Source organism: Microbacterium sp. (assembly GCF_052102115.1).
In the GTDB taxonomy this organism is placed as follows: domain Bacteria; phylum Actinomycetota; class Actinomycetes; order Actinomycetales; family Microbacteriaceae; genus Microbacterium.
On sequence record NZ_JBQDVP010000001.1, the window covers coordinates 109830 to 133452 of the forward strand.

At 68.5% G+C, this 23623-nt stretch carries 19 protein-coding genes; 7 read left to right on the forward strand and 12 right to left on the reverse strand.

Annotated elements, in window-relative coordinates:
* Positions 1–30: 30 nt before the first annotated feature.
* The 8 genes from ACTICP_RS00515 to ACTICP_RS00550 form a co-directional block, all read right to left on the reverse strand.
* Positions 31–861 (reverse strand): hypothetical protein, encoded by an 831-nt coding sequence (locus tag ACTICP_RS00515; protein ID WP_441888429.1) that lies wholly within the window; start codon positions 859–861, stop codon positions 31–33.
* A 19-nt stretch (positions 862–880) separates the two neighbouring features.
* Positions 881–2695, reverse strand: a complete 1815-nt coding sequence (locus ACTICP_RS00520; RefSeq protein ID WP_441888431.1) for an ABC transporter ATP-binding protein — start codon at positions 2693–2695, stop codon at positions 881–883.
* Positions 2692–4617: an ABC transporter ATP-binding protein gene (locus ACTICP_RS00525; protein ID WP_441888433.1), complete on the reverse strand. Its 1926-nt coding sequence runs from the start codon at positions 4615–4617 to the stop codon at positions 2692–2694. The genes ACTICP_RS00520 and ACTICP_RS00525 overlap by 4 nt, the downstream gene beginning before the upstream one ends.
* 278 nt (positions 4618–4895) lie before the next feature.
* A complete protein-coding gene (locus tag ACTICP_RS00530) occupies positions 4896–5405 on the reverse strand; it encodes a methylated-DNA--[protein]-cysteine S-methyltransferase (RefSeq protein WP_441888435.1) in 510 nt (169 codons plus the stop codon).
* Positions 5402–6934 carry a DNA-3-methyladenine glycosylase 2 family protein gene (locus tag ACTICP_RS00535; RefSeq protein ID WP_441888437.1) on the reverse strand — a complete coding sequence of 511 codons (1533 nt, stop codon included), beginning with the start codon at positions 6932–6934 and terminating at the stop codon, positions 5402–5404. Before ACTICP_RS00535 ends, ACTICP_RS00530 begins: the two co-directional genes overlap by 4 nt.
* Before the next feature lie 81 nt (positions 6935–7015).
* Positions 7016–8623 (reverse strand): bifunctional phosphoribosylaminoimidazolecarboxamide formyltransferase/IMP cyclohydrolase, encoded by a 1608-nt coding sequence (gene purH, locus ACTICP_RS00540; protein ID WP_441888439.1) that lies wholly within the window; start codon positions 8621–8623, stop codon positions 7016–7018.
* A 45-nt stretch (positions 8624–8668) separates the two neighbouring features.
* A complete protein-coding gene (purN, locus tag ACTICP_RS00545) occupies positions 8669–9250 on the reverse strand; it encodes a phosphoribosylglycinamide formyltransferase (protein WP_441888441.1) in 582 nt (193 codons plus the stop codon).
* A gap of 9 nt (positions 9251–9259) precedes the next feature.
* Positions 9260–10594, reverse strand: coding sequence for a cell division protein PerM (locus tag ACTICP_RS00550; RefSeq protein WP_441888443.1), 1335 nt, complete (start codon positions 10592–10594; stop codon positions 9260–9262).
* A 90-nt stretch (positions 10595–10684) separates the two neighbouring features.
* Between ACTICP_RS00550 and ACTICP_RS00555 the strand changes: the two genes are divergently transcribed.
* From ACTICP_RS00555 to ACTICP_RS00570, 4 genes are all read left to right on the forward strand, one after another.
* On the forward strand, positions 10685–12106 hold the full coding sequence (locus ACTICP_RS00555; RefSeq protein WP_441888445.1) for an NCS2 family permease: 1422 nt from the start codon (positions 10685–10687) through the stop codon (positions 12104–12106).
* A 52-nt stretch (positions 12107–12158) separates the two neighbouring features.
* Positions 12159–12902, forward strand: a complete 744-nt coding sequence (locus tag ACTICP_RS00560; protein ID WP_441888447.1) for a GntR family transcriptional regulator — start codon at positions 12159–12161, stop codon at positions 12900–12902.
* 384 nt (positions 12903–13286) lie between these two features.
* On the forward strand, positions 13287–15032 hold the full coding sequence (locus ACTICP_RS00565; RefSeq protein ID WP_441888449.1) for a glycerophosphodiester phosphodiesterase: 1746 nt from the start codon (positions 13287–13289) through the stop codon (positions 15030–15032).
* 75 nt (positions 15033–15107) lie between these two features.
* Positions 15108–15893 (forward strand): WxL protein peptidoglycan domain-containing protein, encoded by a 786-nt coding sequence (locus ACTICP_RS00570; RefSeq protein ID WP_441888451.1) that lies wholly within the window; start codon positions 15108–15110, stop codon positions 15891–15893.
* A 71-nt stretch (positions 15894–15964) separates the two neighbouring features.
* On the opposite strand, the gene sucD is transcribed toward ACTICP_RS00570, so the two are convergent.
* Together sucD and sucC are read right to left on the reverse strand one after the other, a co-directional pair.
* The gene (sucD, locus tag ACTICP_RS00575) at positions 15965–16867 is read right to left on the reverse strand and encodes a succinate--CoA ligase subunit alpha (RefSeq protein WP_441888453.1); all 903 of its coding nucleotides are present in this window, start codon (positions 16865–16867) and stop codon (positions 15965–15967) included.
* Between the two features lie 24 nt (positions 16868–16891).
* Positions 16892–18058 (reverse strand): ADP-forming succinate--CoA ligase subunit beta, encoded by a 1167-nt coding sequence (gene sucC / locus ACTICP_RS00580; RefSeq protein ID WP_441888455.1) that lies wholly within the window; start codon positions 18056–18058, stop codon positions 16892–16894.
* 134 nt (positions 18059–18192) lie between these two features.
* On the opposite strand from sucC, the gene ACTICP_RS00585 reads away from it, so the two are divergent.
* A complete protein-coding gene (locus tag ACTICP_RS00585; protein ID WP_441888457.1) occupies positions 18193–18858 on the forward strand; it encodes a TetR family transcriptional regulator in 666 nt (221 codons plus the stop codon).
* A gap of 208 nt (positions 18859–19066) precedes the next feature.
* On the opposite strand, the gene ACTICP_RS00590 is transcribed toward ACTICP_RS00585, so the two are convergent.
* Together ACTICP_RS00590 and ACTICP_RS00595 are read right to left on the reverse strand one after the other, a co-directional pair.
* Entirely contained in the window at positions 19067–20098 is a 1032-nt protein-coding gene (locus ACTICP_RS00590; protein WP_441888459.1) for a transposase, read from the reverse strand.
* A gap of 336 nt (positions 20099–20434) precedes the next feature.
* Positions 20435–20923, reverse strand: coding sequence for a hypothetical protein (locus ACTICP_RS00595; protein WP_441888461.1), 489 nt, complete (start codon positions 20921–20923; stop codon positions 20435–20437).
* A 47-nt stretch (positions 20924–20970) separates the two neighbouring features.
* On the opposite strand from ACTICP_RS00595, the gene ACTICP_RS00600 reads away from it, so the two are divergent.
* Complete coding sequence (locus ACTICP_RS00600; RefSeq protein ID WP_441888463.1) at positions 20971–22422, forward strand: phytoene desaturase family protein; 1452 nt, start codon at positions 20971–20973, stop codon at positions 22420–22422.
* Positions 22423–22560: 138 nt separating this feature from the next.
* Positions 22561–23604, forward strand: a complete 1044-nt coding sequence (locus ACTICP_RS00605) for an ATP-dependent DNA ligase (protein WP_441888465.1) — start codon at positions 22561–22563, stop codon at positions 23602–23604.
* The last annotated feature ends 19 nt before the right edge of the window (positions 23605–23623 follow it).

The following is a 23623-nucleotide window of genomic DNA, read 5'->3' on the forward strand; positions in this document are numbered from 1 at the left end:
GCTGCTCGTTGAGCGTTGCCCGCGTGACGCCTACTGCTCAGGCGGTGCATCCTTGCCGCTCTTGCGCCGCGCCGACCACGCCGCGATGGCGGATGCCGCGGCGCCCGCCGCCTTGTCGATCGCTTCGGCCGACCGGCTGAGCACCTCATGCGCGCTGTCCTGCCAGGCCGGCGGGGTGTTCGGATCGCGTCCGGCAGCGCGCTCCTTCGCCGTATGCTCTGCGACGTCGAACGCACGCTCGAGATGGGTCACGGCATCCCGGTACGCGGCGTAGTCCTGCGGGGTGATGCCCGCAGTCGACGCGGGCCGCAGATCGCGCGCGTCACGCGCTGCGGCGAGGAAAGCCGCCATCGCCGGGTCCTTGCCGTCGCTCATGACGGGGTACGCGATGAGCTTCGCCGGGTCGGTCTCATAGTCCATCCACCGCGCGGTGACCGCATCGTGCGCGCGGTGCAGACGAGCGACCGGGTAGCGCTCCGGCCGGGATGCTGGCGGCACCTCCGCCTGCGCCACACTGACCTGCACGCGGCGCGAACGAACGTCGGCCGACGCCGCCTTGGCGTTCTGCTCGGCCTGCTTGACCGCTCGGCGCGCACTGGCGACCTCGGCGCTCGACGCTCGAGATGCCGTGCGCTCGGCGACCAGGCGGGCGTGCTCGGCACGCGCGAGCTTCACGGCCCGCCGCTGCTCACCGACCTCGCGCTGTGCTTCGCGCAGGTCATCTCGCGCAGCATCCAGCGCCAGCCGGCGCCCGTTCCGTCTGCTGCTGCGGCGCACGCCGACGGTGGTGACGGCACCGACTCCGACCACGGTCGGAGCGATCCACCACCATTCGGCGGCCAGCATCCAGAACGGATCCACGATTCGATCGTATCGGTGCCTAGACCAGCGTCTCCTGCCACGCCGCATGCAGTTGCGCGAACTTGCCCGTACCCTTGATGAGCGCGGCAGGGGTGTCGTCCTCGATGATCGCGCCGTGCTCCATCACCAGCACGCGATCGGCGATCGCCACCGTCGACAGCCGGTGCGCGATGATGATCGCCGTCCGGTCGGACAGCAGGGTCTGCAGAGCGTCCTGGATGAGGCGCTCCGACGGGATGTCGAGAGATGCCGTGGCCTCATCGAGGATCAGCACCGCGGGGTCGGCGAGGAAAGCCCGCGCGAACGAGATCAGCTGCCGCTGCCCCGCCGAAACGCGACCACCGCGCTTGTTCACATCGGAGTTGTAGCCGTCCGGCAGCGCCTCGATGAACTCGTCGGCCCCGACCGCGCGTGCGGCCGCCCGGATCTCGTCGAGCGTGGCATCGGGCTTGCCGAGCGCGATGTTGTCGGCGACCGTCCCGCTGAACAGATAGGCCTCCTGCGTCACCATGACGATCGCGCGGCGCAGATCCTTCGGGTGCAGCGAACGCAGGTCGACCCCGTCGAGGGTGACACTGCCCACAGAGGGGTCGTAGAACCGCGAGATCAGCTTCGCCAGGGTCGACTTGCCGGCACCGGTGGTGCCCACCAGCGCGATCGTCTGCCCCGCGGGGATGTCGAGCGTGAAGTTCGGCAGAATCGTCTTCTCCCCCGAGTAGCCGAAGGTGACCTCGTCGAACCGCACGTGCCCGCGCGACTCCCACAGGTCGACCGGCTTCTCGGGGTCGGGCACGGTGGGCTCCTCCTCCAGCACACCCGACACCTTCTCCAGCGCGGCTGTGGCCGACTGGTACGAGTTCAGGAACATCGCGATCTCCTGCATGGGCGCGAAGAAGTTGCGCACGTACAGCACCGCAGACAGCAGCACGCCGACCGTCAGGGCACCGTCGGCGACGCGGATGCCGCCCCACAGCACGACGAGTCCGAGCGTGAGCGCCGCGACCGACATCAGGCCGGGCTCGAACGTGCCGAACAGCAGCATCGACCGGCGGTTCACGTCGCGGTAGTCACCGGCGACCTTCTGGAAGGCGGTGTCGTTGCGTGGCTCCTTGCGGAACGCCTTGACGGCGCGGATACCGGTCATCGTCTCGACGAACTGCACGATCACCCGGGCGCTGATCACGCGCGACTCGCGGAAGATGACCTGCGACCGCGAGTAGAACCAACGCATCAACAGGAACAGCGGGATGCCGGCGAGCAGGAGGATCACACCGGACTGCCAGTCCCACACGATCAGCGCGACGAACGTGAACGCGCCGAAGAGCACCCCGGAGACGAGGTTGTTCAGTCCTCCGTCGAGCAACTCGCGGATCGAGTCGAGGTCGCTGGTCTGGCGCGAGATGATCCGGCCCGACGTGTACGTCTCGTGGAACTCGAGGCTCAGCCGCTGCGTGTGCAGGAAGATGCGCTTACGGAGGTCGATGAGGATCGCCTGGGTGATGCGCGCGGCGACCACGACGTACCAGCCGATCAGAGCCGCCGCGGCGGCTCCGGCGAACAGGTAGATGGATCCGATGGCGAACGTGGGCATCCAGTTCGCGTTCTCGAGCACCTGGGGCAGAGCCCAGTCGAGGCCGATGCTGATGAGGATCGGGCCGGCGACCTGCCCCGCCGTCGAGATGACCAGGACGACGGCGGCGAGCGCGATCTGCATGCGCAGGGGCGATACGAGCGAGCCGAGCAGGCGCAGCGAGCGCTGGCGGATCGCACGGCTCTCCTCGCGGGTGTATGTCGAGCGATCCTCATCCTGGGTGCCGGTCAGTACCGTGCTCATGCCTGCACCTCCTCTTCCTCGTTCTGCGTATCCGTGCGGCCCCGACCGGATGCCGTGGCGGCAGCCTCCTCGGCCGCCTCCAGGCTCTCGTCGGTGATGATCGGGATCGCACCGGTCTGCGCCGCCTCCTCGGCCTCGAGACTGGAGATCACGTGACGGTAGTGCGTGCTCGTGCGCAGCAACTCGGAGTGGGTTCCGACGGCGGTGATCCGCCCGCGCTCGAGCAGGGCGACGCGATCGGCGAGCGCCACGGTCGACGGGCGATGCGCGACGATCAGCGCGGTCGTCTCGGCGAGGACGTGGCGCAGCGCCTCTTCGACGAGCGCCTCGGTGTCGACGTCCAGCGCCGACAGCGGGTCGTCAAGGACCAGCACCTTGGGTGCCGCGGCGACCGCACGTGCGAGGGCGAGGCGCTGACGCTGGCCGCCCGAGAGGCTGAGCCCTTCCTCGCCGATGACGGTCTCCACGCCCTCGGGCAGTTCGTCGACGAAACCGGCCTGGGCGACATCGAGCGCTTCGCGCAGGGTGCGCTCCCCTTCGTCGCTGTGGACGTCGAGCTCGGCACGCCCCAGCAGCACGTTCTCCCGCACGGATGCCGAGAACAGCGTCGCGTCCTCGAACGCCATCGCGATGTGCCGGCGCAGCTCGACCAGGGACAGATCGCGCACATCGACGCCGTCGAGAGTGACCCGGCCACCGGTGACGTCGTACAGGCGCGTGGGGAGAGTCGTCAGCGTGGTCTTGCCGCTGCCGGTGAGACCGACCAGCGCCATCGTCTCGCCGGGGCGCAGCACGAGGTCGATGCCGTCGAGCAGGTCGCGCTCGGAGGCACCAGCATCCTGATAGCGGAAGTGCGCGCCCTCGAAAGCGAGCTCACCGCGGGGTTCGGCGATCTGCACGGCATTCTCGGGGTCGGTGATGCTGTTGGTCTCGGCGAAGATGTCGAACACGCGGTCGGTCGCGGTGCGGGCATCCAGCATGAACGAGAACAGGAATCCGATCGATTCGATCGGCCAGCGCAGCACCGTCGCCATGGCGAAGAACGCGAACAGTTCGGGGAGCTGAATGGCGTCCTGCGCGATCAGCCAGATGCCCGACATCAGGCTGACGCCGAATGCGATCTGCGGCATCAGGTCGAGGAAGAACCACAGACCGCCGACCGAGCGGGCCTTGCTCATCTCGGTCTCGCGCAGCGTCTCGGCCTGGCCGGAGAAGCGGTTCAGGGCGTGCTTGCCCCGACCGAAAGCCTTGAGCACACGGATGCCGTGCACGCTCTCCTCGACGCTCGTCGCGAGGTCACCGGTCTGGTCCTGACTGCGCCGGGTGAGCACGCCGTAGCGCTTCTCGAACAGGTAGCCGCGGATCCACATCGGGATGCCGGTGACGAGGAAGATCACCCCCAGCAGCCAGTGCCAGCGGAACAGGAGCGCCGACCCGATGATGATGGTGAGGATGTTCACGACGAGCAGGATCAGGCCGAACGACAGCCAGCGACGGATGAGGCCGATGTCCTGCATCATGCGGCTGAGGAGCTGCCCGGACTGCCAGCGGTCGTGGAAGGCGACCGGCAAGGTCTGCAGGCGGGAGTACAGCAGCGTGCGCATCCGGTACTCGACTTCGGTCGCCGGCTTCAGGATGAACCAGCGGCGCAGCCACACCATGATCGCCTCGCCGAGGCCGAGCGCGAGGATGATGGCGGCGCCGCCGACGATGATCGCGATGCTCGCCGAGCTGTCGAGGCCGCGGACGATCTCTTCGAGGACGATCGGGATCATCAGGGCGATGACCGCGGCGGCGAGCGCGCTCGCGGCGCCGCCGACGAATCGCCAGGCGACGGGTTTGACGAAGGGGGCGAGGCGCCAGAGGGCTGCGGGGGTGGACAGCGGAGCAGACCTGGTGGGCAGAGACGACGAGGAAGACATGACTCTCAGACGAGTTGTGAAGCGGACGTGAAAGTTGTGACGGGCGCCGACGAGAGGATCGCGGTGCCCGGGCTGCGTGCGAGCGGCGGAATCAGACGCGCAGGAACTCCAGGTACGAGCCAGGAGTGGTGATCTGCGCGACGGCGATCGAAATCATGGTGTCCTCCTCAGGCTCGAAGCTTCACACCGGTCGGCGCGACAGCCCTCCAGCCTAAGGCTATGAACCAGCTGAGCACAAGAACTTATTCCCGCGGATGTGCGCGGGCCGGGGTGCCTGTTCAGGCGGCGCGCTCGCGGGCGAGCAGCGACTCCTTGACGTCGAGCCCCCACGCGAAGCCACCGAGCGACCCGTCAGAACGCAGCACGCGATGGCAGGGCACGAAGAGCGCCGGCGCGTTGCGCGCACAGATGGATGCCGCAGCTCGCACCGCACGCGGATTGCCGAGCTCGGCGGCGAAGGACGTGTACGTCAGCGGCTCACCCGGGGTGATGCGCCGCAGCGCCTCCCAGCCGGTGCGCTGCAAGTCGGTGCCCGACTGCCGCACGGCGACGGTGTCGATGGCGGTGAGATCGCCGTCGTAGTACGCGCGGACGGCGGACGCGGCATCCGTCTTCCCGTCACGGATCTCGGTGGGCCGGATCTCGGCGCGCCACCCTGAGGTGGCCAGTCGCGCGATGATCGCGTCGCGGTCGGCGGTCCACCCCGAGGCGAGCACGCGCTGGTCGTGGTCAACGAGCAGGGTGAACGGGCCGTCGGCGGTGTCGATGGTCTGGATGAGCGCGGTCATGAGAGCTCCTTGCTCGAGGTCTTGGCGGTTCGGACGGGCGCTGCGCGCCACAGGTGTGCGGTGAGATAGCTGCGCCAGGGGGCGACGCGCTCCGACCACGCGGTCAGCGCGCGCGGGTCGTCTGGGAGGCCGGATGCCGCGGCGCCTGCCCGGACGGCGACATCACCGGGCAGGAACACGTCGGGGTCGCCGAGCACGCGCATGCGCACGTAGTCGGCTGTCCACGGTCCGATGCCGGGCATGGCCAGCAGCGCCGCGCGCTGAGCGGGTCCGTCATCGCCGACGGTGAGCGACAGCGTTCCGTCGAGCAGGGATGCCGCCGCACCGGTGATCGCGCGGATGCGGGCGGCCGGCCCGCGCAGCGCGTCGGCGCCATGCTCGGCGATGGCGGCCATCGTGGGGAACAGCCGGGGCCCTGGTTCGCCGTTGGGCCCTGGTCCGTCGCCCTCCCCCGTCTCCGACGCGGCGGTCACCTCGATCGCCTCCCCCAGCTCCCGTGCCAGCGCGGTGAGTGCCGTGCGGGCGGCGGCGACCGTGATCTGCTGGCCGACCATCGCGCGGATCAGCATCTCGTGCGGATCAGCGGCGCCGGGCACGCGGATGCCCGGGGTGCGGGCGACGAGCGGCGACAGCGCCGGATGCGTGGCGAGCGCCGCATCGACGGCGACGGGATCGGCGTCGAGGTCGAAAAGTCGCCGTGCCGTGGCCACAACGCGGGCGAGGTCGCCGAGATGCGTCACCCGGGCGCGCAGGCGCAGAGCTGACGATGAATCCTGACGCACCTCGAACCACGCCGGACCACCGGGCATGCGCAGGTACCGCGAGAACGAGGTCGCCGTGGCGGTTTCGACACCGGGCAGCGCCCGTGCGGCCATCCAGGCGAACACTCCGCTCGCGTCGAGGGGTTCACGGTGGGCAAGGAGCAGGTCGATGGCTCCGGGGTCGGATGCCGGCAGCATCCTGCGCCGTGCGCGAAGCTCGCTCGGCGAGAGCCCGAAGACCTCGCGGATCGTGTCGCCCGCCTGCCGGATGCTCGCGAAGCCCGACGAGAACGCGATCTCGGAGACGGGCAGGTCGGTGCCGACCAGCAGCATCCGCGCGTTATGCGCACGGTGTGCGCGGGCAAGCGCCAGGGGCCCGGCGCCGAGCTCGGCGGTGAGCAGCCGGTTCAGATGCCGGGAGGAGTAGCCGAGGCGGGCCGCGAGACCGGAGACGCCCTCGCGCTCCACCACGCCGTCGGCGATGAGGCGCATGGCGCGAGCGGCGGCATCCCCGCGGAGGTTCCAAGCCGGCGAGCCGGGTGCCGCCTCGGGCAGGCACCGCTTGCACGCTCGGTAACCGGCCTCGTGCGCGGCGGCGCTGGTCGGGTAGAACGTGACGTTCTGCGGCTTCGGGGTGCGGGCAGGGCACGATGGACGGCAGTAGATGCCCGTGGAGCGGACCGCGGTGACGAACTGCCCGTCGAAGCGGGTGTCGCGCGCGTCGATGGCGCGATACCGCTCGTCGAATGACATCACCGGGAAGCTCATGCCTCCACTCTGACACGCCCGAAAGCCGCAGGCGCGCGGAAATCGGACATCACGGTGGGGGCCGGAAAGCCCGCGCGATCGTCAGTGGAAGAAGTGCCGCTCTCCGGTGAAGAACATCGTCACGCCGGCGGCCTTCGCCGCGGCGATCACCTCGTCATCGCGCACGGAGCCACCGGGCTGGATGATCGTCTTGATCCCTGCGTCGATGAGCACCTTCGGCCCATCGGCGAACGGGAAGAACGCATCGGATGCCGCGACCGACCCCGCAACACGGTCACCGGCCCGCTCCACCGCGAGGCGGCACGAGTCGACCCGATTGACCTGGCCCATGCCGATGCCGACGGTCGCCTTGCCCTTCGCGAGGACGATGGCGTTCGACTTCACGGCGCGGCACGCCTTCCACGCGAAGATGAGGTCGCTCATCTCCTCTTCGGCAGGGCGCTCGCCCGTGACGAGCTCCCAGTTCGTGGCGACCGAGTCGATGTCATCCGGGAAGAGGTCGGCATCCTGCAGCAGCAGTCCGCCGGAGACCAGACGGATGTCCATCCGCTCCTGCTGCCAGTCGTCGGGCAGCTGCAGCAGACGCAGGTTCTTCTTCGCCTTGAAGACTTCGAGCGCCTCCGGCTCGAACGAGGGCGCCACGATGACCTCGGTGAAGATGTCCTTGAGGTTCTCTGCCATCTTCAGCGTGACCGTGCCGTTGGTGGCGATGACGCCGCCGTATGCCGACACCGGATCGCACTCGTGTGCACGCAGATGAGCGCTCGCGATCGGGTCGAGGGCGTTGGGCGCCGTGGTCGCGATGCCGCAGGGGTTGGCATGCTTCACGATCGCCACGGCGGGCAGCACCATGTCGAAGGCGGCGCGCAGCGCGGCATCCGCATCGACGTAGTTGTTGTACGACATCTCCTTGCCCTGCAGCTGCACGGCCTGGGCGATGCCGTGTCCGCCGACGCGAGTGTAGATCGCCCCGCGCTGGTGCGCGTTCTCGCCGTAGCGCAGCATGGCCAGGCGCTCGGCCTTGATCGTCAGGTGCTCGGGCAGCTCCCCGGCTTCGTTGAGGGTGCCCTCGGCGAACCACGCCGCGACGGCCGAGTCGTACGAAGAGGTGTGCGCGAACGCGCGTGCGGCGAGTTCGCGGCGCTGCGTGAGCGTCGTGCCGCCAGTCTGGATCGACTCGATGATGGCGGGGTACGACTCGGGCGAGACGACGATCGCGACGTTGGCATGGTTCTTCGCCGAGGCCCGGACCATGGCGGGCCCCCCGATATCGATCTGCTCGACGACGTCGTCACCGGTCGCCCCGGAGGCGACGGTCTCGACGAACGGGTACAGGTTGACGACGACGAGCTCGAACGGCGAGATGCCGAGTTCGGCGAGCTGGCGCTCGTGGTCTTCGAGGCGCAGATCGGCGAGCAACCCGCCGTGGATGCTGGGGTGCAGGGTCTTCACGCGACCGTCGAGCATCTCGGCCACACCTGTGACGGCGGCCACGTCGGTGACGTCGTGGCCGGCCTCCCGGATGGCCGCTGCCGTCGACCCGGTCGAGACGATCTCGACACCGGAGTCGGCGAGCGCCGCGGCCAGCGTGAGCAGATCGGTCTTGTCGCTCACCGACACGAGCGCCCGCTTGATCGGGACCACATCACGATCGCGGTACAGGGACGAATCGTGGCTCGGACCGGCCATGGAATATCTCCTTCTTGCGTGGGCGTGCGGTTGTTCAGGTACGGGTCAGTGGGTGAGCGCGAGCTCACCGGTGGCGATGCGGCGCACGACGTCGATCAGCAGGCGCCGCTCGACGGGTTTGATGCGCTCGTGCAGGGACTCTTCGGTGTCGCCTTGGTGCACGGGGATGCGCTCCTGGGCGAGGATCGGGCCGCTGTCGATGCCGTCGTCGACGACGATGACGCTGGCCCCGGTCTGGGCGACGCCGGCGGCGAGCGCGTCGCGCACCCCGTGCGCGCCGGGGAACTCGGGCAGGTGCGCCGGGTGCGTGTTGATGATGCGGGGCGTGTACCGGGCGACCAGTGCCGCCGGCAGCAGCCGCATCAGTCCGCTGAGCACGACGAGGTCGGGCTGCCAGGGGTCGAGCTGCGCGCCGAGCTCTTCGCCCCAGGCTTCGCGGCTCTCGAACGAGCGGTAGGGAACTGTGAAGCTCGGGATGCCGAACTCCGCCGCGTGTGCGAGACCTTCGGCGTCGCGATCCGCACCGACCACGACGATTCGCGCGGGGAAGTCCGGCTGGCGTGCGGCTTCGAGAAGGGCGCGAAGGTTGGAGCCGGTGCCGGAGATGAGAACGGCGACCGTGAGCACCCGGTCAGTCTACCGGGGTGCGGGAGTACTGCTGTCCCCGAAGAAACCGTGGTCGTCGAGGGGTTGAGTGTCGCTGTGATCCGGGTCGGTCGGCGACGTGCCCATCTCGGCGACCCAGCGGTCCGTGCGCTCCTCGGCGAGTTCGTCGCGGTGCCGCGGGGCGAGCAGCATGATCGCGGCGCCGACGAAGATCTCGGCGCCGATGGCGAGCGTCGTCCATCCCACGTGCGGGCCGGTCACTGCCATGCGGCCGGGGCCGATCGACCCGGAAGCCAGCACCGCGGCGACAGCCACGACCCCTGCGGTCGCCAGGGCGATGGTCAGCGCGATGACAGCCCGCGGGGCGACCGGGCGCGCAGCATCCCGCCACACCAGCTGCGACCGCACGATCCACCCGGCGAAGGCGCCGGCGGCGATCGGGAGCAGCACGACGATCAGCATCCACATCGAACTGTTCTCGGGCAGGAGGCCCAGCGCCGGCATACCGGGGACGACGCCGAGCTGCGTGCCGGCCGGCGACACGGCGGTGCCGGCGCCGACGGCGAACCCGGGGCCCGCGATCCACGCGATCGACCAGACGAACAGCGTCGGCAGGTAGACGAGATGCCCGAGCGTGAGCACGGTTGCTCCGGTCGCGTCGACGCGGGCGGCTTCGAAAAGGGCGACGGCCTCTCCCCCGCGCAGCGCCACCATCACCGCGACGCCGAGGCCGGCGATGCCGGTGAGTGCGACGACCGCGACGGCCGTTCCACGGACCGCTTCGCCGGGGACGACAGCCCACGGCCCCCAGCCGTCGACTCGGTCATGCAAGCGGTCGATGAGACCGGCATCCCCCTCGCGCCAGGCGTAGCTCACCGCGCCGGAGAGGGCGCCGACGAGGTAGACAGCCGGCGGCAGCACGAACGCCGCCGTCAGCGGAACCTCGGCGATGTCGGAGCGGGCGGTCAGGGCCACCGCCGCCGCGATGACGGCGAAGGTGATGGTGCCGCCGATGACGCCGATCAGCCAGGCTCCGGAGCGTGCAGCGCGGATGCCGGAGCGGGCGGAGAACAGCAGCGTGAAGACGAGGAACGCGAGGGGCGTGAGCGAGAGGCTGAAGTTCGCTGCCTCCGGTGCGATGCCGACGGCGGCGACGACAGCATCCGGCAGCGCCACGTCGATGGGCACGCCGTGACCGAACTGCCACAAGATACCGGCCGTCGGCCACAGCCCTCCCCAGTCGGCCGTGACGCCGAAGGCGAGCGTCCACAGCACGGTGAGAGGGGCGAGCAGCACAGCCAGGCCGACGGCCGCCGCGATGGCAGCGTCGACGGCGGCGAGGATCGCGACGAGGAGGCGTTGCATGTCTCAACGAGACTACGACGTGAAGCTGGCTGCTCCGCGCGGGCGCGCGCGACGCGACGGACACGATATCGTTCCCGAGGAGGTTCCCCGATGACAACTGCTCCCTCGCCCGCACCCGACCAGGCCGCTGAACCGAAGAACGCGCTGGACCGCTTCTTCGAGATCACCAAGCGCGGCTCGACGATCGGCTCGGAGGTCCGTGGCGGCATCGTCACGTTCGTCACGATGGCATACATCGTGATCCTGAACCCGATCATCCTCTCGACTCCGGATGTCGACGGCACGGTCCTCGACGGCAATGCCGTCGCCGCCGCCACGGCACTGAGCGCCGGCGTCATGACGCTGCTGTTCGGCATCATCACCCGTCTGCCGTTCGCATTCGCCGCCGGGCTCGGGATCAACGCATTCCTCGCGTTCTCCGTCGTCGGGTCCGTGACCTGGGCCGAAGCCATGGCACTAGTCGTCATCAACGGTGTGGTGATCGTGCTGCTTGCCGCCACCGGACTTCGCAAGATGATCTTCGATGCCGTGCCGGTGCAGCTCAAGCTCGCCATCACGGTCGGCATCGGCTTGTTCATCGCGTTCATCGGCTTCGTGAACGCCGGCTTCGTCACCGCGACGGGCAACGACTCTCCCCCGGTCGATCTGGGTGTCGGAGGGTCGGTGGCGACGCTTCCCACCCTGCTGTTCGTGATCACTCTTCTGATCGGCGGGGTGCTGATCGCTGTGCGGCTCAAGGGCGCGATCCTCATCGCGCTCGTCGGCGGCACGGTGCTGGCTGCGATCATCAATCTGATCTGGCCGTTCGGGCTCGACTTCGGCTTCGCCGGCGGCATCATGAGCCTGCCGGACCTCAGCCTCATCGGCGCCGTCGACTTCGGCTTCGACTTCGGCAAAGTCAGCGTCGTCGCTCTCGTGATGTTCGTGTTCACCCTCGTGTTCTCGAACTTCTTCGATGCCATGGGCACTATGACGGGCCTCGCGAAGGAAGCCGACCTCGCGGACGCGAAGGGCGACTTCCCGCGCATCAAGTCGGCACTGGTCGTCGAAGGCGTCGGCGCGATCGTCGGCGGTGCCACGTCATCATCGTCGGCTACGGTCTTCGTCGAATCGGGCTCCGGCATCGGCGAGGGCGCTCGTACGGGGCTGGCGACCTCGGTCACCGGCATCCTGTTCCTGCTCGCGATGTTCTTCACGCCGCTCACTTCGCTCGTTCCCGGCGCGGTCGCAGCCGCAGCCCTGGTGCTGGTCGGCGCGATGATGCTCTCGCAGATCAGGCACATCGACTTCGGCGACTTCCGTGTGCTGCTGCCGGTGTTCCTCACCGCAACCGTCATGCCGATGACCTACTCGATCGCCAACGGCATCGGCGCCGGCTTCGTCAGCTGGGTCGTCCTGAACGCGTTCTCGGGCAGGGCCAAGACGATTCACCCGCTGCTGTGGATCGTCGCCGTCGGCTTCGTGCTGTTCTTCGCTCGCGGGCCGCTCGAGGCGGCCTTCGGCGTCGCCTGATTCTTAGCCCCGAAACCATCTTCCGTTAACCCGGGCCCGGCACAGTCGAGGCGTGCCCCAACGCACCGCATCGACCAGTCGAAAGCACCTTTCGATTGCGGCAGTGATCGTGGCGGACATCGATTCCGGGCGACTGGCCGTCGGCGATACGCTGCCCAGCGAGACGGCGCTGGCGGCGCGATTCCGTGTTGCCAGGGGCACGATCCGCCACGCTCTCGAGCATGTCCGGCACGCGCACAGGAGGCTGTCTCGTCGCGGAACACGGTGGGTCGTGCATCCGGAGACTCTCGCCCAGGACGTGACCGAGCTGCGTTCGTTCGGCCAGTGGGCGAAGGCGATCGGCCACGAACCGGGTGGACATACGCTGCTCTGCAGCGAGGGACGCGCGAATGCCGAAGAGGCGCATGCGCTGGGGATCAGCATCCAACGTCCGGTCCTGCGCATCATGCGGCTGCAGTCCATCGACGACTTCCCGATCATGGTCAAGCGCACGACCTTCCCGCAATGGCTCATACCGACCATCGCACAGCTGCCCGAAGACGCCCGATCGATCATGGAGGTCGTCGAGCGCACCCACGGGCCCCAGCTCGCCTACGGGGAGCACTTGATCTCCGCCGTCCTCCCGGATTCCGAGGACGCGCGGTTGCTCGGTGTGACACGCACCACGCCGCTGCTGCGCGTCCAGCGGTCCGCGCGAACCTTCGATGGACGCCCCTTCGAGTACAGCGATGACCGCTACCTCTCGACGGCGACGGCGCTGAGCGTCGTGAACTCGGCGCGTTCGAGGACGCGCTGAGCGCAGGCTGACCGTTCGCACGAATCGTCACTGCACGTCACCGACTCTTCGCCTGCCCTCGTCCTTCCCTTCCTCCTTCGTGCAGAGCGCAGACCCGCGCGGCGTCTTGAGTGGAGCCGCCACGGGAGCATCCCCGCGGTGCCCCCTCTCCGGAAGGACACACACCATGACCATCCCCCGTTCGCGAAACTCGCGTATCGGAGCTGTCTGCGTTGCCGCGGCGACCGTTCTCGCGGGCATCCTCGCCCCCGGCGTCGCCGCAGCATCCGACTCAGCGCCCGCATCCGTCGACGCGCCCCCCCCGAGGACCGAGTCTTCCTCTCCGAATCGTTCGACTCCGGTGCGATTCCCGAGAACTGGAACACGGTCGCGGGCGATTGGAGCGTGCAGGACGGAGAACTCGTCGGCGCAAGCACCAGCGAAGACGCCAAAGTCACGTTCGGCGAGAATCGCGAGAACTTCGCGATCGACGTCGACGTCACCTTCGAGTCCGCGGCCAACAGCGCACGGTGGCTGGCACTGTTGATCGATTCCCCCGCCGACGGCTCTGCACCCTGGCAGCACGCGGCCCTGCGCAACGGCTCGAGTGCGGGCAACGGCGTGGAGTTCGCGCAGCGGACAGCCGGCGGCACCTGGAACGTCACGGATGCCGCCGCGACCGCGACGGACATCGGGATCGGCAACCAAGCGCACCTCCGCGTCGAGGTGAACGGCAACGTCGGCACATGGTACGTGGACGGCGAGAAGATCATGACGACGCGTCAGCTCGTGCGCACGGCGGATGGCGTACAGGGCCTTATCGCCAACAACTCGGTCGTCCGCTACGACAACCTCGTACTCAGCGAGATCGACCCGCTGCCGCCGATCACGCTGCGCCAGCCGGGCGAGACCGGTGTGATCGTCGGCCACCGCGGCAACTCGTCCATCGCGCCGGAGAACACAATGCCCGCGTTCGTCTCGACGACGCGCTCGGGTGCCGAGTACTTCGAGATCGACATCACCCTCACCCAGGACGGCGTCCCCGTGGTCATCCACGACGACACCGTCGACCGCACGACCGACGGCACCGGTGCAGTGAGAGATCTGACTCTCGAGCAGGTCCGCGCGCTCGATGCCGGTTCGTGGTTCGCGCTTGCTTTCGCCGGCACGAAGATCCCCACCTTCGATGAGGTGCTCACCTACCTCGCGAACGGCGGCACTGATGTCGTCATCGAGTACAAGGGCGACTGGAGCGTCGAGGACACGCAGATGACCGTCGACATGATCGAGGCGGCCGGGGTGCAGAACCGCGTATTCGCACAGAGTTTCAGCGCCACGTCGGTCGCCAACTTCGCGGCGGTGGCACCGGACCTCCCGGTCGGCTACCTCACCGGTGGCATCGACGCCGTGATCATCGACACGGCCCGGCAGATCGGAGCCGATGCTGTCAACCCGAGCAGCGCGACGGCAGACAGCGTTGCGCTGGCGCACGACGCCGGCCTGGGCGTCTTCGTCTGGACGCAGGACAGCGCCGATGCCTGGGCATCGCTGACGGCGATGGGAGTGGACGGCATCATCACCAACCGCCCCGACGCGCTCCGCGGATGGATGCAGCGATACAACCAGGCACCTCCGGAAGAGCCCGGCAACCCGGAGGAGCCGGCCGAGAACGAGCAGGACATCGCCGTGAGCATCCCCGAGTCGGCACAGCCCGGCGGAGAGTTCACGTGGCGCTTCAGCTCGCAGGAGGTCGTCTCGCTCGGTGAGGCCACTCCTCTCGGCGACAGCTTCACCGCCACCGGTGTTCTCAATGACATCGAGATCACCGACACCCGCTCGAACCCTTCTTCGCCGTGGACGCTCTCGGGTGAGGCGTCGGCGTTCGAATCGGACGACGATGCCTTCGAATCCAGCGCGCTCGGATGGACCCCGCGCCTGACCGCCGAAGGTGCCGGGGCCGTCGCCGGCGAACGCGTCACTGCCGGCGAGGGCGACGGACTGTCGAACAGCGCCGTTCTCGTCTCCGCTCCGAGCGAGGAGTTCAAGGGCCTGGAGACCGCGGTCGTCGCGGCGGACCTCGACCTGCGCCTGCCGCTGGGACAGGGCGCCGGCGACTACACCTCGACCCTGACGGTCACTGTCATCCAGTAACCGGAGCGCGGGGGGCGGCCGACCTGCACCCGTCGCCCCCCGCGCTTCCCCTCCTTCGACGAAAGGCCCGTTCCGATGCTTACCTCTCTGCCCCGCCGCGCCCGGTTCCTCCTCGGCGCTGTCGCAGCCACCGCGCTGATCGCGCTCAGCGCCGGCGGCGCGAGCGCGCTGCGTGCCGATGCGGCCCCCGTTCCGAAGGGTTCGCTGGTCGGCACGTCCGCCGCGGGTCAGGTCGCGTGGAGCATGATGCCCGTGATCACCGATGTCGGCGAGGAGCGCAGCAACTTCGCGTACGACCTCGAGCCCGGCTCGACAGTCGAAGATGCTGTCCTGGTCCGCAATTCCGGCGCCGCAGCCCTCACTCTCGCGGTGTACGGCTCCGATGCCTTCACCGACGATTCCGGTGCGATCGACGTCGCGACGGACCAGACCGGAACGGACGCCATCGGCTCCTGGATCACCCCGAGCGTCGACAGCGTGAGCATCGATCCTGGCGATCTGGTGCGCATTCCGTTCACCGTCGACGTTCCCGACGATGCCCAGCCGGGAGAACACGCCGGGGCTCTCCTGACGGTGCTGGAGAGCACCAGCGACACTGTCTCCGTTGATATGCGTTACGCGACGCGCGTCACTGCGACGGTGGGAGGCGACCTGACTGCTGGCTTGTCGGTGGATCAGGCCCGGCTCGATGTCGCAACCGGGTTCTGGCCTCCGCCGATCGATCAACAGGAGCTCGCGCTCACCGCCGTCGCGGTTGCTCCGGGCTGGTGGGTGATCCTCGCCGGACTTGCCGGTGCGACCTTCGTCATCGTGCGACTGGTCAGGCGCAGACGGCTCGCTGCGCCGCCTGCGCCGCAATGAACTCCGTCGCCCCATAACGAGCGAACGCCCCGGGGTGGAGCCCGGGGCGTTCGCATGCAAGTCTACCTGGGTTACAGGCTCTCGACGATCGCGCGCATGAGGTCAGCGGTCTCGGACGGGGTCTTCCCGACCTTGACGCCGGCGGCCTCGAGGGCCTCCTTCTTCGCCTGAGCGGTACCCGCCGAGCCCGAGACGATGGCGCCGGCGTGGCCCATGGTCTTGCCCTCGGGGGCGGTGAAGCCCGCGACGTAGCCGACGACCGGCTTGGTGACGTTCGCCTTGATGTAGTCGGCCGCGCGCTCCTCGGCGTCACCGCCGATCTCGCCGATCATGACGATCGCCTTGGTCTCGGGATCGGCCTCGAACGCCTCGAGGGCGTCGATGTGCGTCGTGCCGATGACCGGGTCGCCGCCGATGCCGATGGCGGTGGAGAAGCCGAGGTCACGCAGCTCGAACATCATCTGGTAGGTCAGCGTTCCCGACTTGGAGACGAGACCGATCGGGCCCTTGCCGGTGATGTTCGCCGGGGTGATGCCGACGAGCGCCTCGTCCGGCGTGATGACGCCGGGGCAGTTCGGGCCGATGATCCGGGTCTTGTTGCCCTTGCTCTTGGCGTATGCCCAGGCTTCCGCAGAGTCGCCGACCGGCACGCCCTCGGTGATGACGACGAGCAGCGGGATCTCGGCGTCGATGGCCTCGATCATGGCGTCCTTCGTGAAGGCGCCGGGGACGAAGGCGATCGACACGTCCGCGCCGGTCTCCTTCATGGCCTCTGCGACCGTGCCGAAGACGGGCAACTCGACGGCCGAGCCGTCCTTGGCGGTGTGCGAGACGGTCGTGCCGGCCTTGCGCGCGTTGACGCCGCCGACGACCTGGGTGCCGGCCTTGAGCATGAGGGCGGTGTGCTTGGTGCCCTCGCCGCCGGTGATGCCCTGGACGATGACCTTGGAATCCTTGTTCAGGAAGATCGACATTTCTCTTATTCCTTTTCTAAGATCTCAGGCGTTCGCCAGCTCGGCGGCCTTGTCGGCGCCCTCGTCCATGGTGGCGGCGAGAGTCACGAGCGGGTGGGCGTACTCGGCGAGGATCGCGCGGCCCTCGTCGACGCGGTTGCCGTCGAGGCGGACGACGAGCGGCTTGGATGCCGTGTCACCGAGCGTCTGCAGAGCACCCTTGATGCCGTTGGCGACGGCGTCGCACGCCGTGATGCCGCCGAAAACGTTGACGAAGACGGACTTGACCTGCGGGTCGCCGAGGATGACATCGAGGCCGTTGGCCATGACCTCGGCCGAGGCGCCGCCGCCGATGTCGAGGAAGTTCGCCGGCTTCACGCCGCCGTGGTTCTCGCCGGCATAGGCGACGACGTCGAGGGTCGACATGACAAGGCCTGCGCCGTTGCCGATGATGCCGACCTGACCGTCGAGTTTGACGTAGTTCAGTCCCGACTCCTTGGCCTTGGCCTCGAGCGGGTCCGCGGCGCCCTTGTCCTCGAGCGCCTCGTGCTCGGGGTGGCGGATCTCGGAGGCGTTCTCGTCGAGCGTGACCTTGCCGTCGAGCGCGATGATGTCGCCCTCTTCGGTGCGCACGAGCGGGTTGACCTCGACGAGCGTGGCATCCTCACCCTTGTAGACCTCGTACAGCTTCACGAAGACGTCGGAGACCTTCTCGACGAGGTCTTCGGGGAACTTCGCCGCGCGAGCAATCTCGACGGCCTTCGCCTTGTCGATACCGGTCAGTGGGTCGACCTCGATGCGTGCCAGCGCCTCGGGCTTCTCGACCGCGAGCTGTTCGATCTCCATGCCGCCCTCGACGCTGCACAGCGAGAGGTACGAGCGGTTGGCGCGGTCGAGCAGCACGGAGAAGTAGTACTCCTCGGCGATGCGGGCACCGGCGGCGACCATGACGCGCTTGACGATGTGACCCTTGATGTCGAGGCCCAGAATGGCCTGAGCGGCTTCATACGACTCATCGGGGGTCTTGGCGACCTTCACGCCGCCGGCCTTGCCGCGACCACCGGTCTTGACCTGCGCCTTGACGACGACCACTCCGCCGAGCTTCTCTGCTGCCGCTTTCACCTCCTCGGGGGTGTCCGCGACGATACCGGCGAGGACCGGCACTCCGTACTTCTCGAAAACGTCTCGTGCCTGGTACTCGTACAGATCCACTGTGCTTCCTTCACTGGGTCTCGGTCCGGAAAGTCTCTCGATGTCGAGACATCGCCCAGTCCTCAAGCTTACTACTCCGCACTGAACGGCTGAGCCGACGGCGGCTGCGACACCTCGGCGTTAGGCTTCTCGCTATGCATGAGTCCGCAGAAATGCCGGGCGGCGTCGTTGCCGCGGCACTCGCCCTGTTCCAGGAGCAGGGATTCGACCAGACCTCGGTCGAGCAGATCGCGAAAGCTGCGGGGGTGTCGCGGTCGACGTTCTTCCGCCAGTTCGGCGGCAAGGAAGACGTCGTCTTCGCCGACCACGAGGTGCTGCTGGCAGAGCTGCGAGCATTCCTCGCCGAGGGGCATCCCGACCCGTGGGAGGCGGTCTGCCGCGCATCGCAGCACGTCTTCGCCCACTTCGCGCACGACCCGGAGCTCGCGCGACGCCGCTACCAGATCGTCCGCCGGGTGCCGGCGCTGCGCGAGCGCGAGATCGTGACGGTGTTCCGCTACGAGCGGCTCTTCGACGACTACCTGCGCCGCGCGCTGCCCGGCATCGACCCCGTGGATGCTGTCGGCTTCGCCGCCCTGGTCGCCGCCGTGCACAACCACGTGCTGCGCCAGCTGCTGCGCGGCACGAAGCGCGTAGCGCCGTCGGTGCTGGAGTCCGCGCTCGACGACGTGCGACGTCGGTACGGCGTGCTGCCGGGTGCCGCAGAGGATGCGGTGGATGACGTCGTGGTGGCGGTCTTCCCCCGGGCGATGCCGATCGCGGAGGTGTCGCGGCGTCTGCAGACGCAGTTGGACGGGTGAGGTCGGGCGGCTTCGGACGGGTTGGACGGGTGGCTTCGACTCGCTGTGCTCGCTCAACCCGTTTCGTCTCCTCGCTGCGCTCGTCGCTCAACGCCCCGCAAGAACTGCCTCGTCGCTCAACGACCCGTATGAGCTGCAACAGCACCTGCCGGTCGTTGAGCGGAGGCGGCAGAGCCGTCGAAGACGAAACGCGAAGCTTCTATGTTTGTCAATTGGCTTGGAGGAGTCGGTAGACCTGTCGGGCGACGATGCGTTTGAGGGCGCGGCGGATGTCGCGGTCGGTTCGGCCTTCGGTGCGTCGTCGGGCAGCGTAGGTCTGGGTGTCGGGGTCGTAGCGCCATCGGGTCAGGACGATGAGGTGGATCGCGCTGTTGAGGTGCCTGTTGCCTCCGCGGTCGAGTCGTTGACGCTCGCGGTTGCCGCTGGAGACGGGCTTGGGTGCGACGCCGGCCAGGCGGGCGAATGCGGCCTCCGAACGGACCCGTCCAGGGTGGGACCAGGCGGTGTAGATCGTTGCGGCGTTGATGGGGCCGATCCCGGGTTGTGCGAGCAGCACCGGGGCGGCGACGGTGATGATCTCACGCAGTTCGGTCGCATTCGTGGCCAGTGCGGTGGCTAACGTGTCGATGGAGCGGGCCAGGCGGACCGCTTCGGTTCGCGCGGTCCGAACATCGAGCGCGTCGCTGGGGCGCGGACGCCACCGGGTGATGTGGTGGATGGTGCTGATGGACAGGGAACGGCGGGCATCCACGCCGAGGTCGTAGCGACGCAGCAGCGCGGTGAGCGCGTTGATCGCCGCGGTGCGCTCCCGGTTCATCGCGTCCCGTGCCGTGAGGAGGATCTGCAGCGCATCACGCTCGATCCCGGTCTTCGGGCGGATCAGTTCGGCTTCATCCAACGGGAGCACGCTGGTCGCGGCCAACCGCGCGTCGATACGATCATCCTTACCTGCAGGCCGGTAGCGGACCGTGGGGGCCTGGACGATCGGCACGCCCATGCCAGTGAACGCATCGCCAAGCAAACGACCATACGAGCCGAGCCCATCAATGGACGCCAACATCGCGGCACCGCCTGTGCGGGTGGAGACCCACGAGACGGCCCGAGCAATGCCGGCCGGGCTCGCCGGATACGAGCGCTCTTCCAGGAGCTGTCCCTTCGCGTTCATCAACGCGAACTGATGACGCTGCGCGTGGGTATCGACCCCGGTGACGAATTGGAACTGTTCTGCGACGATAGTCATGCGATCCCTCCATATCGAGCGAAACGGACGTGGTCGTATCGCCGGGACCGTTTCTGAGACGAAGTCATCGCAGGACAGAACTGTCATGAGTCATCAGGACTGCGCTTCTATCAAGTCACTGCGATGGGTCAGAACGGTCCCGGCCCCGACTCGAAGCGGACGAATCGCGTTGAAAGCACACCGCGCAACGGCGGCCAGTTGAGCGAAGAATCACACCACGAGACAGCAACCGAGACCGACTCTGCCAGCCAGCACCGCCAACCACCACAACACTGACAGTTGAGCGAGGAGCCGCAGGCGACGAGTCGAAACGGCCGCCTCAGCCAAACGTCCGACTCAGTCGCAGGCGCAGCCGCCCGACGCCGTGCGCACCATGAAGCAGACATCGCATACGCCGTAGTCCCGATCGGACACGGGCGTGGCCTTGGGCTTCGCGGGTGCCACGGGGCTGGTGCGCGAGACGCGGGAGGCCTTCTTCTTCGCCGGCGTCACCGGCAGGAACTCGCTGGGGTGCACCGCGTAGAAGTACGGCGTGCGTCCCTCGCTCGGCTGCAACCGCAACGGCGCCGAGCCGACGACGATCTGCTCGTCCTCGGTGAAGCCGTTGGTGTACGTCTTGCCGATGTGCAGCGCGGCACCGTCTCCGCGGCGGACCGCCTCGATGTAGCGGCCTCGATCAATCAGGGTCGTGATGCCGACAGCATCCACGATCGCCGTGATGAAGGTGTGGTTGGCGGGATCGATCCGGTGCGCGCGAAGCGCCTCGGTGAGATTCCGATAGGGGCGGGAGGTGCCGGTGGGCGTGGGGCCCTGGGTCTCGTTCATCCTCTCCAGGATCGCACGTCCTCCGATCGTCTGGAAGACTGATCGGCATGACACGGGCGACAATCATCGGCAGCGGTCCGAACGGTCTCGCCGCGGCCGTGTCTCTGGCACGTGCCGGGTACGAGGTGCGCGTCATCGAGGCGTTCGACACGATCGGCGGCGGCGTGAGCACCGTCGATTCGTCGCTGTCGGGCTTCCGGTTCGATGTCGGGTCGTCAGTGCATCCGGCATCCCTCGCCTCTCCTTTCTTCCAAGCTTTCGGGCTCGCCGAACGCATCGAGTGGGTCCGCCCGGAGATCTCGTACGCCCATCCGCTCGACGACGGCCGCGCGGGCATCGCCTGGCACGACATCGAGCGCACGGCGGCGGGGCTCGGCTTCGACGAGCGCGCCTGGCTGTCGCTGCTGCGTCCGCTCAGTGCGCACATCGACGGCGTCGTCGACTTCACCGGCAACCAGATGCTGCGCATCCCCCGCGAGCCGATCACTGCGGTGCGCTACGCGCTGCGGATGCTGGAACAGGGCACACCCCTGGCTCGCCGCTCGTTCCGCACTGACGAGGCCGCCGCCCTCCTGTCCGGAGTGCTCGCCCACGCGAACACTCCCCTCCCCTCTCTCGCCGGTGCCGCGGCCGGGCTGCTGCTGGCGGCGCAGGCGCACGCCGGCGGCTGGATGTACCCGCGCGGCGGCGCACAGCGGATCACGGATGCCCTCGTCGCCGATCTCGAGGCGCACGGCGGCACGGTCGAGACCGGCACCCGCATCACCGACCTGGCTGTGCTCGACTGGGGCGATGCCGCTCGCGGTGACGTACTGCTGCTGAACTCTTCGCCGCGCCTCGCGCTCACGCACCCCGGCATCCCTGCCGGCTACGCCAAGGCGATCACCCGTTACCGCTACGGACCCGCGGCGGCGAAGGTCGACTTCGCCCTCGACGGGCCGGTGCCGTGGACGAACCCGCAGGTCGCGAAGTCGCCCACCGTGCACGTCGGCGGCACGCAGGCCGAGGTCTGGGAGAGCGAGAACGCCGTGGCGAAGGGACGCGTCAGCGACCGCCCCTACGTGCTCGCCGTGCAGCCCTCGGTGCTCGACGACACCAGGGCGCCCGAGGGCAAAGCGGTGCTGTGGTCGTACATCCACGTGCCGCGGGGGTCGGACCTCGATGCGACCGAGCTCATCACACGCCAGGTGGAGCGTTTCGCGCCCGGCTTCCGCGACCGCATCCTCGCGCACACGTCTGTTCCGGCATCCGCTCGCGAGGCGATCAATCCGGCGAATGTCGGCGGCGATATCCTCGGCGGGGCGTTCACCATCCCGCAGGCGCTCGCGCGCCCGGTGCTGTCGACGCGCCCCTGGCGCACACCGATGCGCGGGGTGTATCTCGCATCGGCGTCGACCCCGCCAGGACCGGGTGTGAACGGCATGGCCGGCTGGCACGCCGCCCGCACGGTGCTCAAGGATGCGCGGAGCCCGGCTGGGCTCGGCGAACTGTTCGACTGACCTGGGCCCCCGGCCCCTCGACACTCGTCAGCCGAAATCACACCCGTCAGTCGATTTCGCCCGATTTCTGCAGTCACCTGTGATCTGGACCGACATCTGCACCTGTCGCACGGCGCGCGCAAGCGCAAGGATGGTCGCATGCGTTACGAGATCCCTGCACCGATGCTCGCGAAGGCCGCCGCACGCGTCCCTGATCCGACGAAGACACCGGGCGGGATGCTGTTCGAGCCGAAGTGGGACGGCTTCCGGGGGCTGATCGCGTGGGACGGCGACACGGTTGAGATCGGCTCGCGCGGGGCCAAGCCGCTCACCCGGTACTTCCCCGAGCTCGTCGAGGAGTTGCCGAAGATCCTCCCCGAGCCGTGCCTGCTCGACGGCGAGATCGTTGTCGCGACCGGTGAGCCGGGGTCGCAGCGACTGGATTGGGAGGCACTGAGCCAGCGCATCCATCCCGCAGCATCCCGCGTCGCGCTCCTCTCCGAGCAGACCCCAGCGATGTTCGTGGCGTTCGATCTGCTCGCGCTCGGCGAGGAGATGCTGCTCGACGAGCCCTTCCACCAGCGCCGCGCACGCCTCGAGGCGCTGCTCGAAGGAGCACGGCATCCGCTCCACCTCACTCGCACGACGACCGACCACGATGTCGCGACCGGGTGGCTGGCAGAGTTCGAGGGCGCCGGCCTCGACGGCGTCGTCGCCAAGCCCCTCGATCAGCCGTACGCGCCGGGCAAGCGCACCCTGATCAAGATCAAGCACGCCCGCACCGCCGATGTCGTGGCGCTCGGGTACCGCATCCACAAGTCCGGGTCGGGTGTCGGATCTCTGCTGGTCGGTCTGTACGATGCTGATGGCGTGCTACGGCAGGTCGGCGGCGTCGCCGCGTGGAGTGACAAGCGGCGCCAGGAGCTCGTCGACGAACTCGAACCTCTGGTCGAGCGTGACGAGTCCGGCGAGGCGGTCAAGGCCGAAGGCGAGCGCAGCCGCTTCACCGGGGCGAAAGACGTCTCATTTGTGCGACTGCGCCCCGAACGAGTCCTCGAAGTGCGCTACGACCAGCTCGAGGGGGCGCGCTTCCGTCACACCGTGCAGTTCGAACGGTGGCGCCCCGACCGCGAGGCGCGCTCCTGCACGTACGACCAGCTCGACACCGTCGCAGGATATGACCTCGCCGACGTCCTCGCCTGACCTGTGATCGGGAGCGGCG

Excerpts from the sequence above, each read along its gene's own strand:
- ACTICP_RS00520 (WP_441888431.1), bottom strand. The coding sequence starts at position 2,695 with ATGAGCACGGTACTGACCGGCACCCAGGATGAGGATCGCTCGACATAC.
- ACTICP_RS00525 (WP_441888433.1), bottom strand. The coding sequence starts at position 4,617 with ATGTCTTCCTCGTCGTCTCTGCCCACCAGGTCTGCTCCGCTGTCCACC.
- ACTICP_RS00530 (WP_441888435.1), bottom strand. The coding sequence starts at position 5,405 with ATGACCGCGCTCATCCAGACCATCGACACCGCCGACGGCCCGTTCACC.
- ACTICP_RS00535 (WP_441888437.1), bottom strand. The coding sequence starts at position 6,934 with ATGAGCTTCCCGGTGATGTCATTCGACGAGCGGTATCGCGCCATCGAC.
- purH (WP_441888439.1), bottom strand. The coding sequence starts at position 8,623 with ATGGCCGGTCCGAGCCACGATTCGTCCCTGTACCGCGATCGTGATGTG.
- ACTICP_RS00550 (WP_441888443.1), bottom strand. The coding sequence starts at position 10,594 with ATGCAACGCCTCCTCGTCGCGATCCTCGCCGCCGTCGACGCTGCCATC.
- ACTICP_RS00555 (WP_441888445.1), top strand. The coding sequence starts at position 10,685 with ATGACAACTGCTCCCTCGCCCGCACCCGACCAGGCCGCTGAACCGAAG.
- ACTICP_RS00570 (WP_441888451.1), top strand. The coding sequence starts at position 15,108 with ATGCTTACCTCTCTGCCCCGCCGCGCCCGGTTCCTCCTCGGCGCTGTC.
- sucD (WP_441888453.1), bottom strand. The coding sequence starts at position 16,867 with ATGTCGATCTTCCTGAACAAGGATTCCAAGGTCATCGTCCAGGGCATC.
- ACTICP_RS00585 (WP_441888457.1), top strand. The coding sequence starts at position 18,193 with ATGCATGAGTCCGCAGAAATGCCGGGCGGCGTCGTTGCCGCGGCACTC.
- ACTICP_RS00590 (WP_441888459.1), bottom strand. The coding sequence starts at position 20,098 with ATGACTATCGTCGCAGAACAGTTCCAATTCGTCACCGGGGTCGATACC.
- ACTICP_RS00595 (WP_441888461.1), bottom strand. The coding sequence starts at position 20,923 with ATGAACGAGACCCAGGGCCCCACGCCCACCGGCACCTCCCGCCCCTAT.
- ACTICP_RS00600 (WP_441888463.1), top strand. The coding sequence starts at position 20,971 with ATGACACGGGCGACAATCATCGGCAGCGGTCCGAACGGTCTCGCCGCG.
- ACTICP_RS00605 (WP_441888465.1), top strand. The coding sequence starts at position 22,561 with ATGCGTTACGAGATCCCTGCACCGATGCTCGCGAAGGCCGCCGCACGC.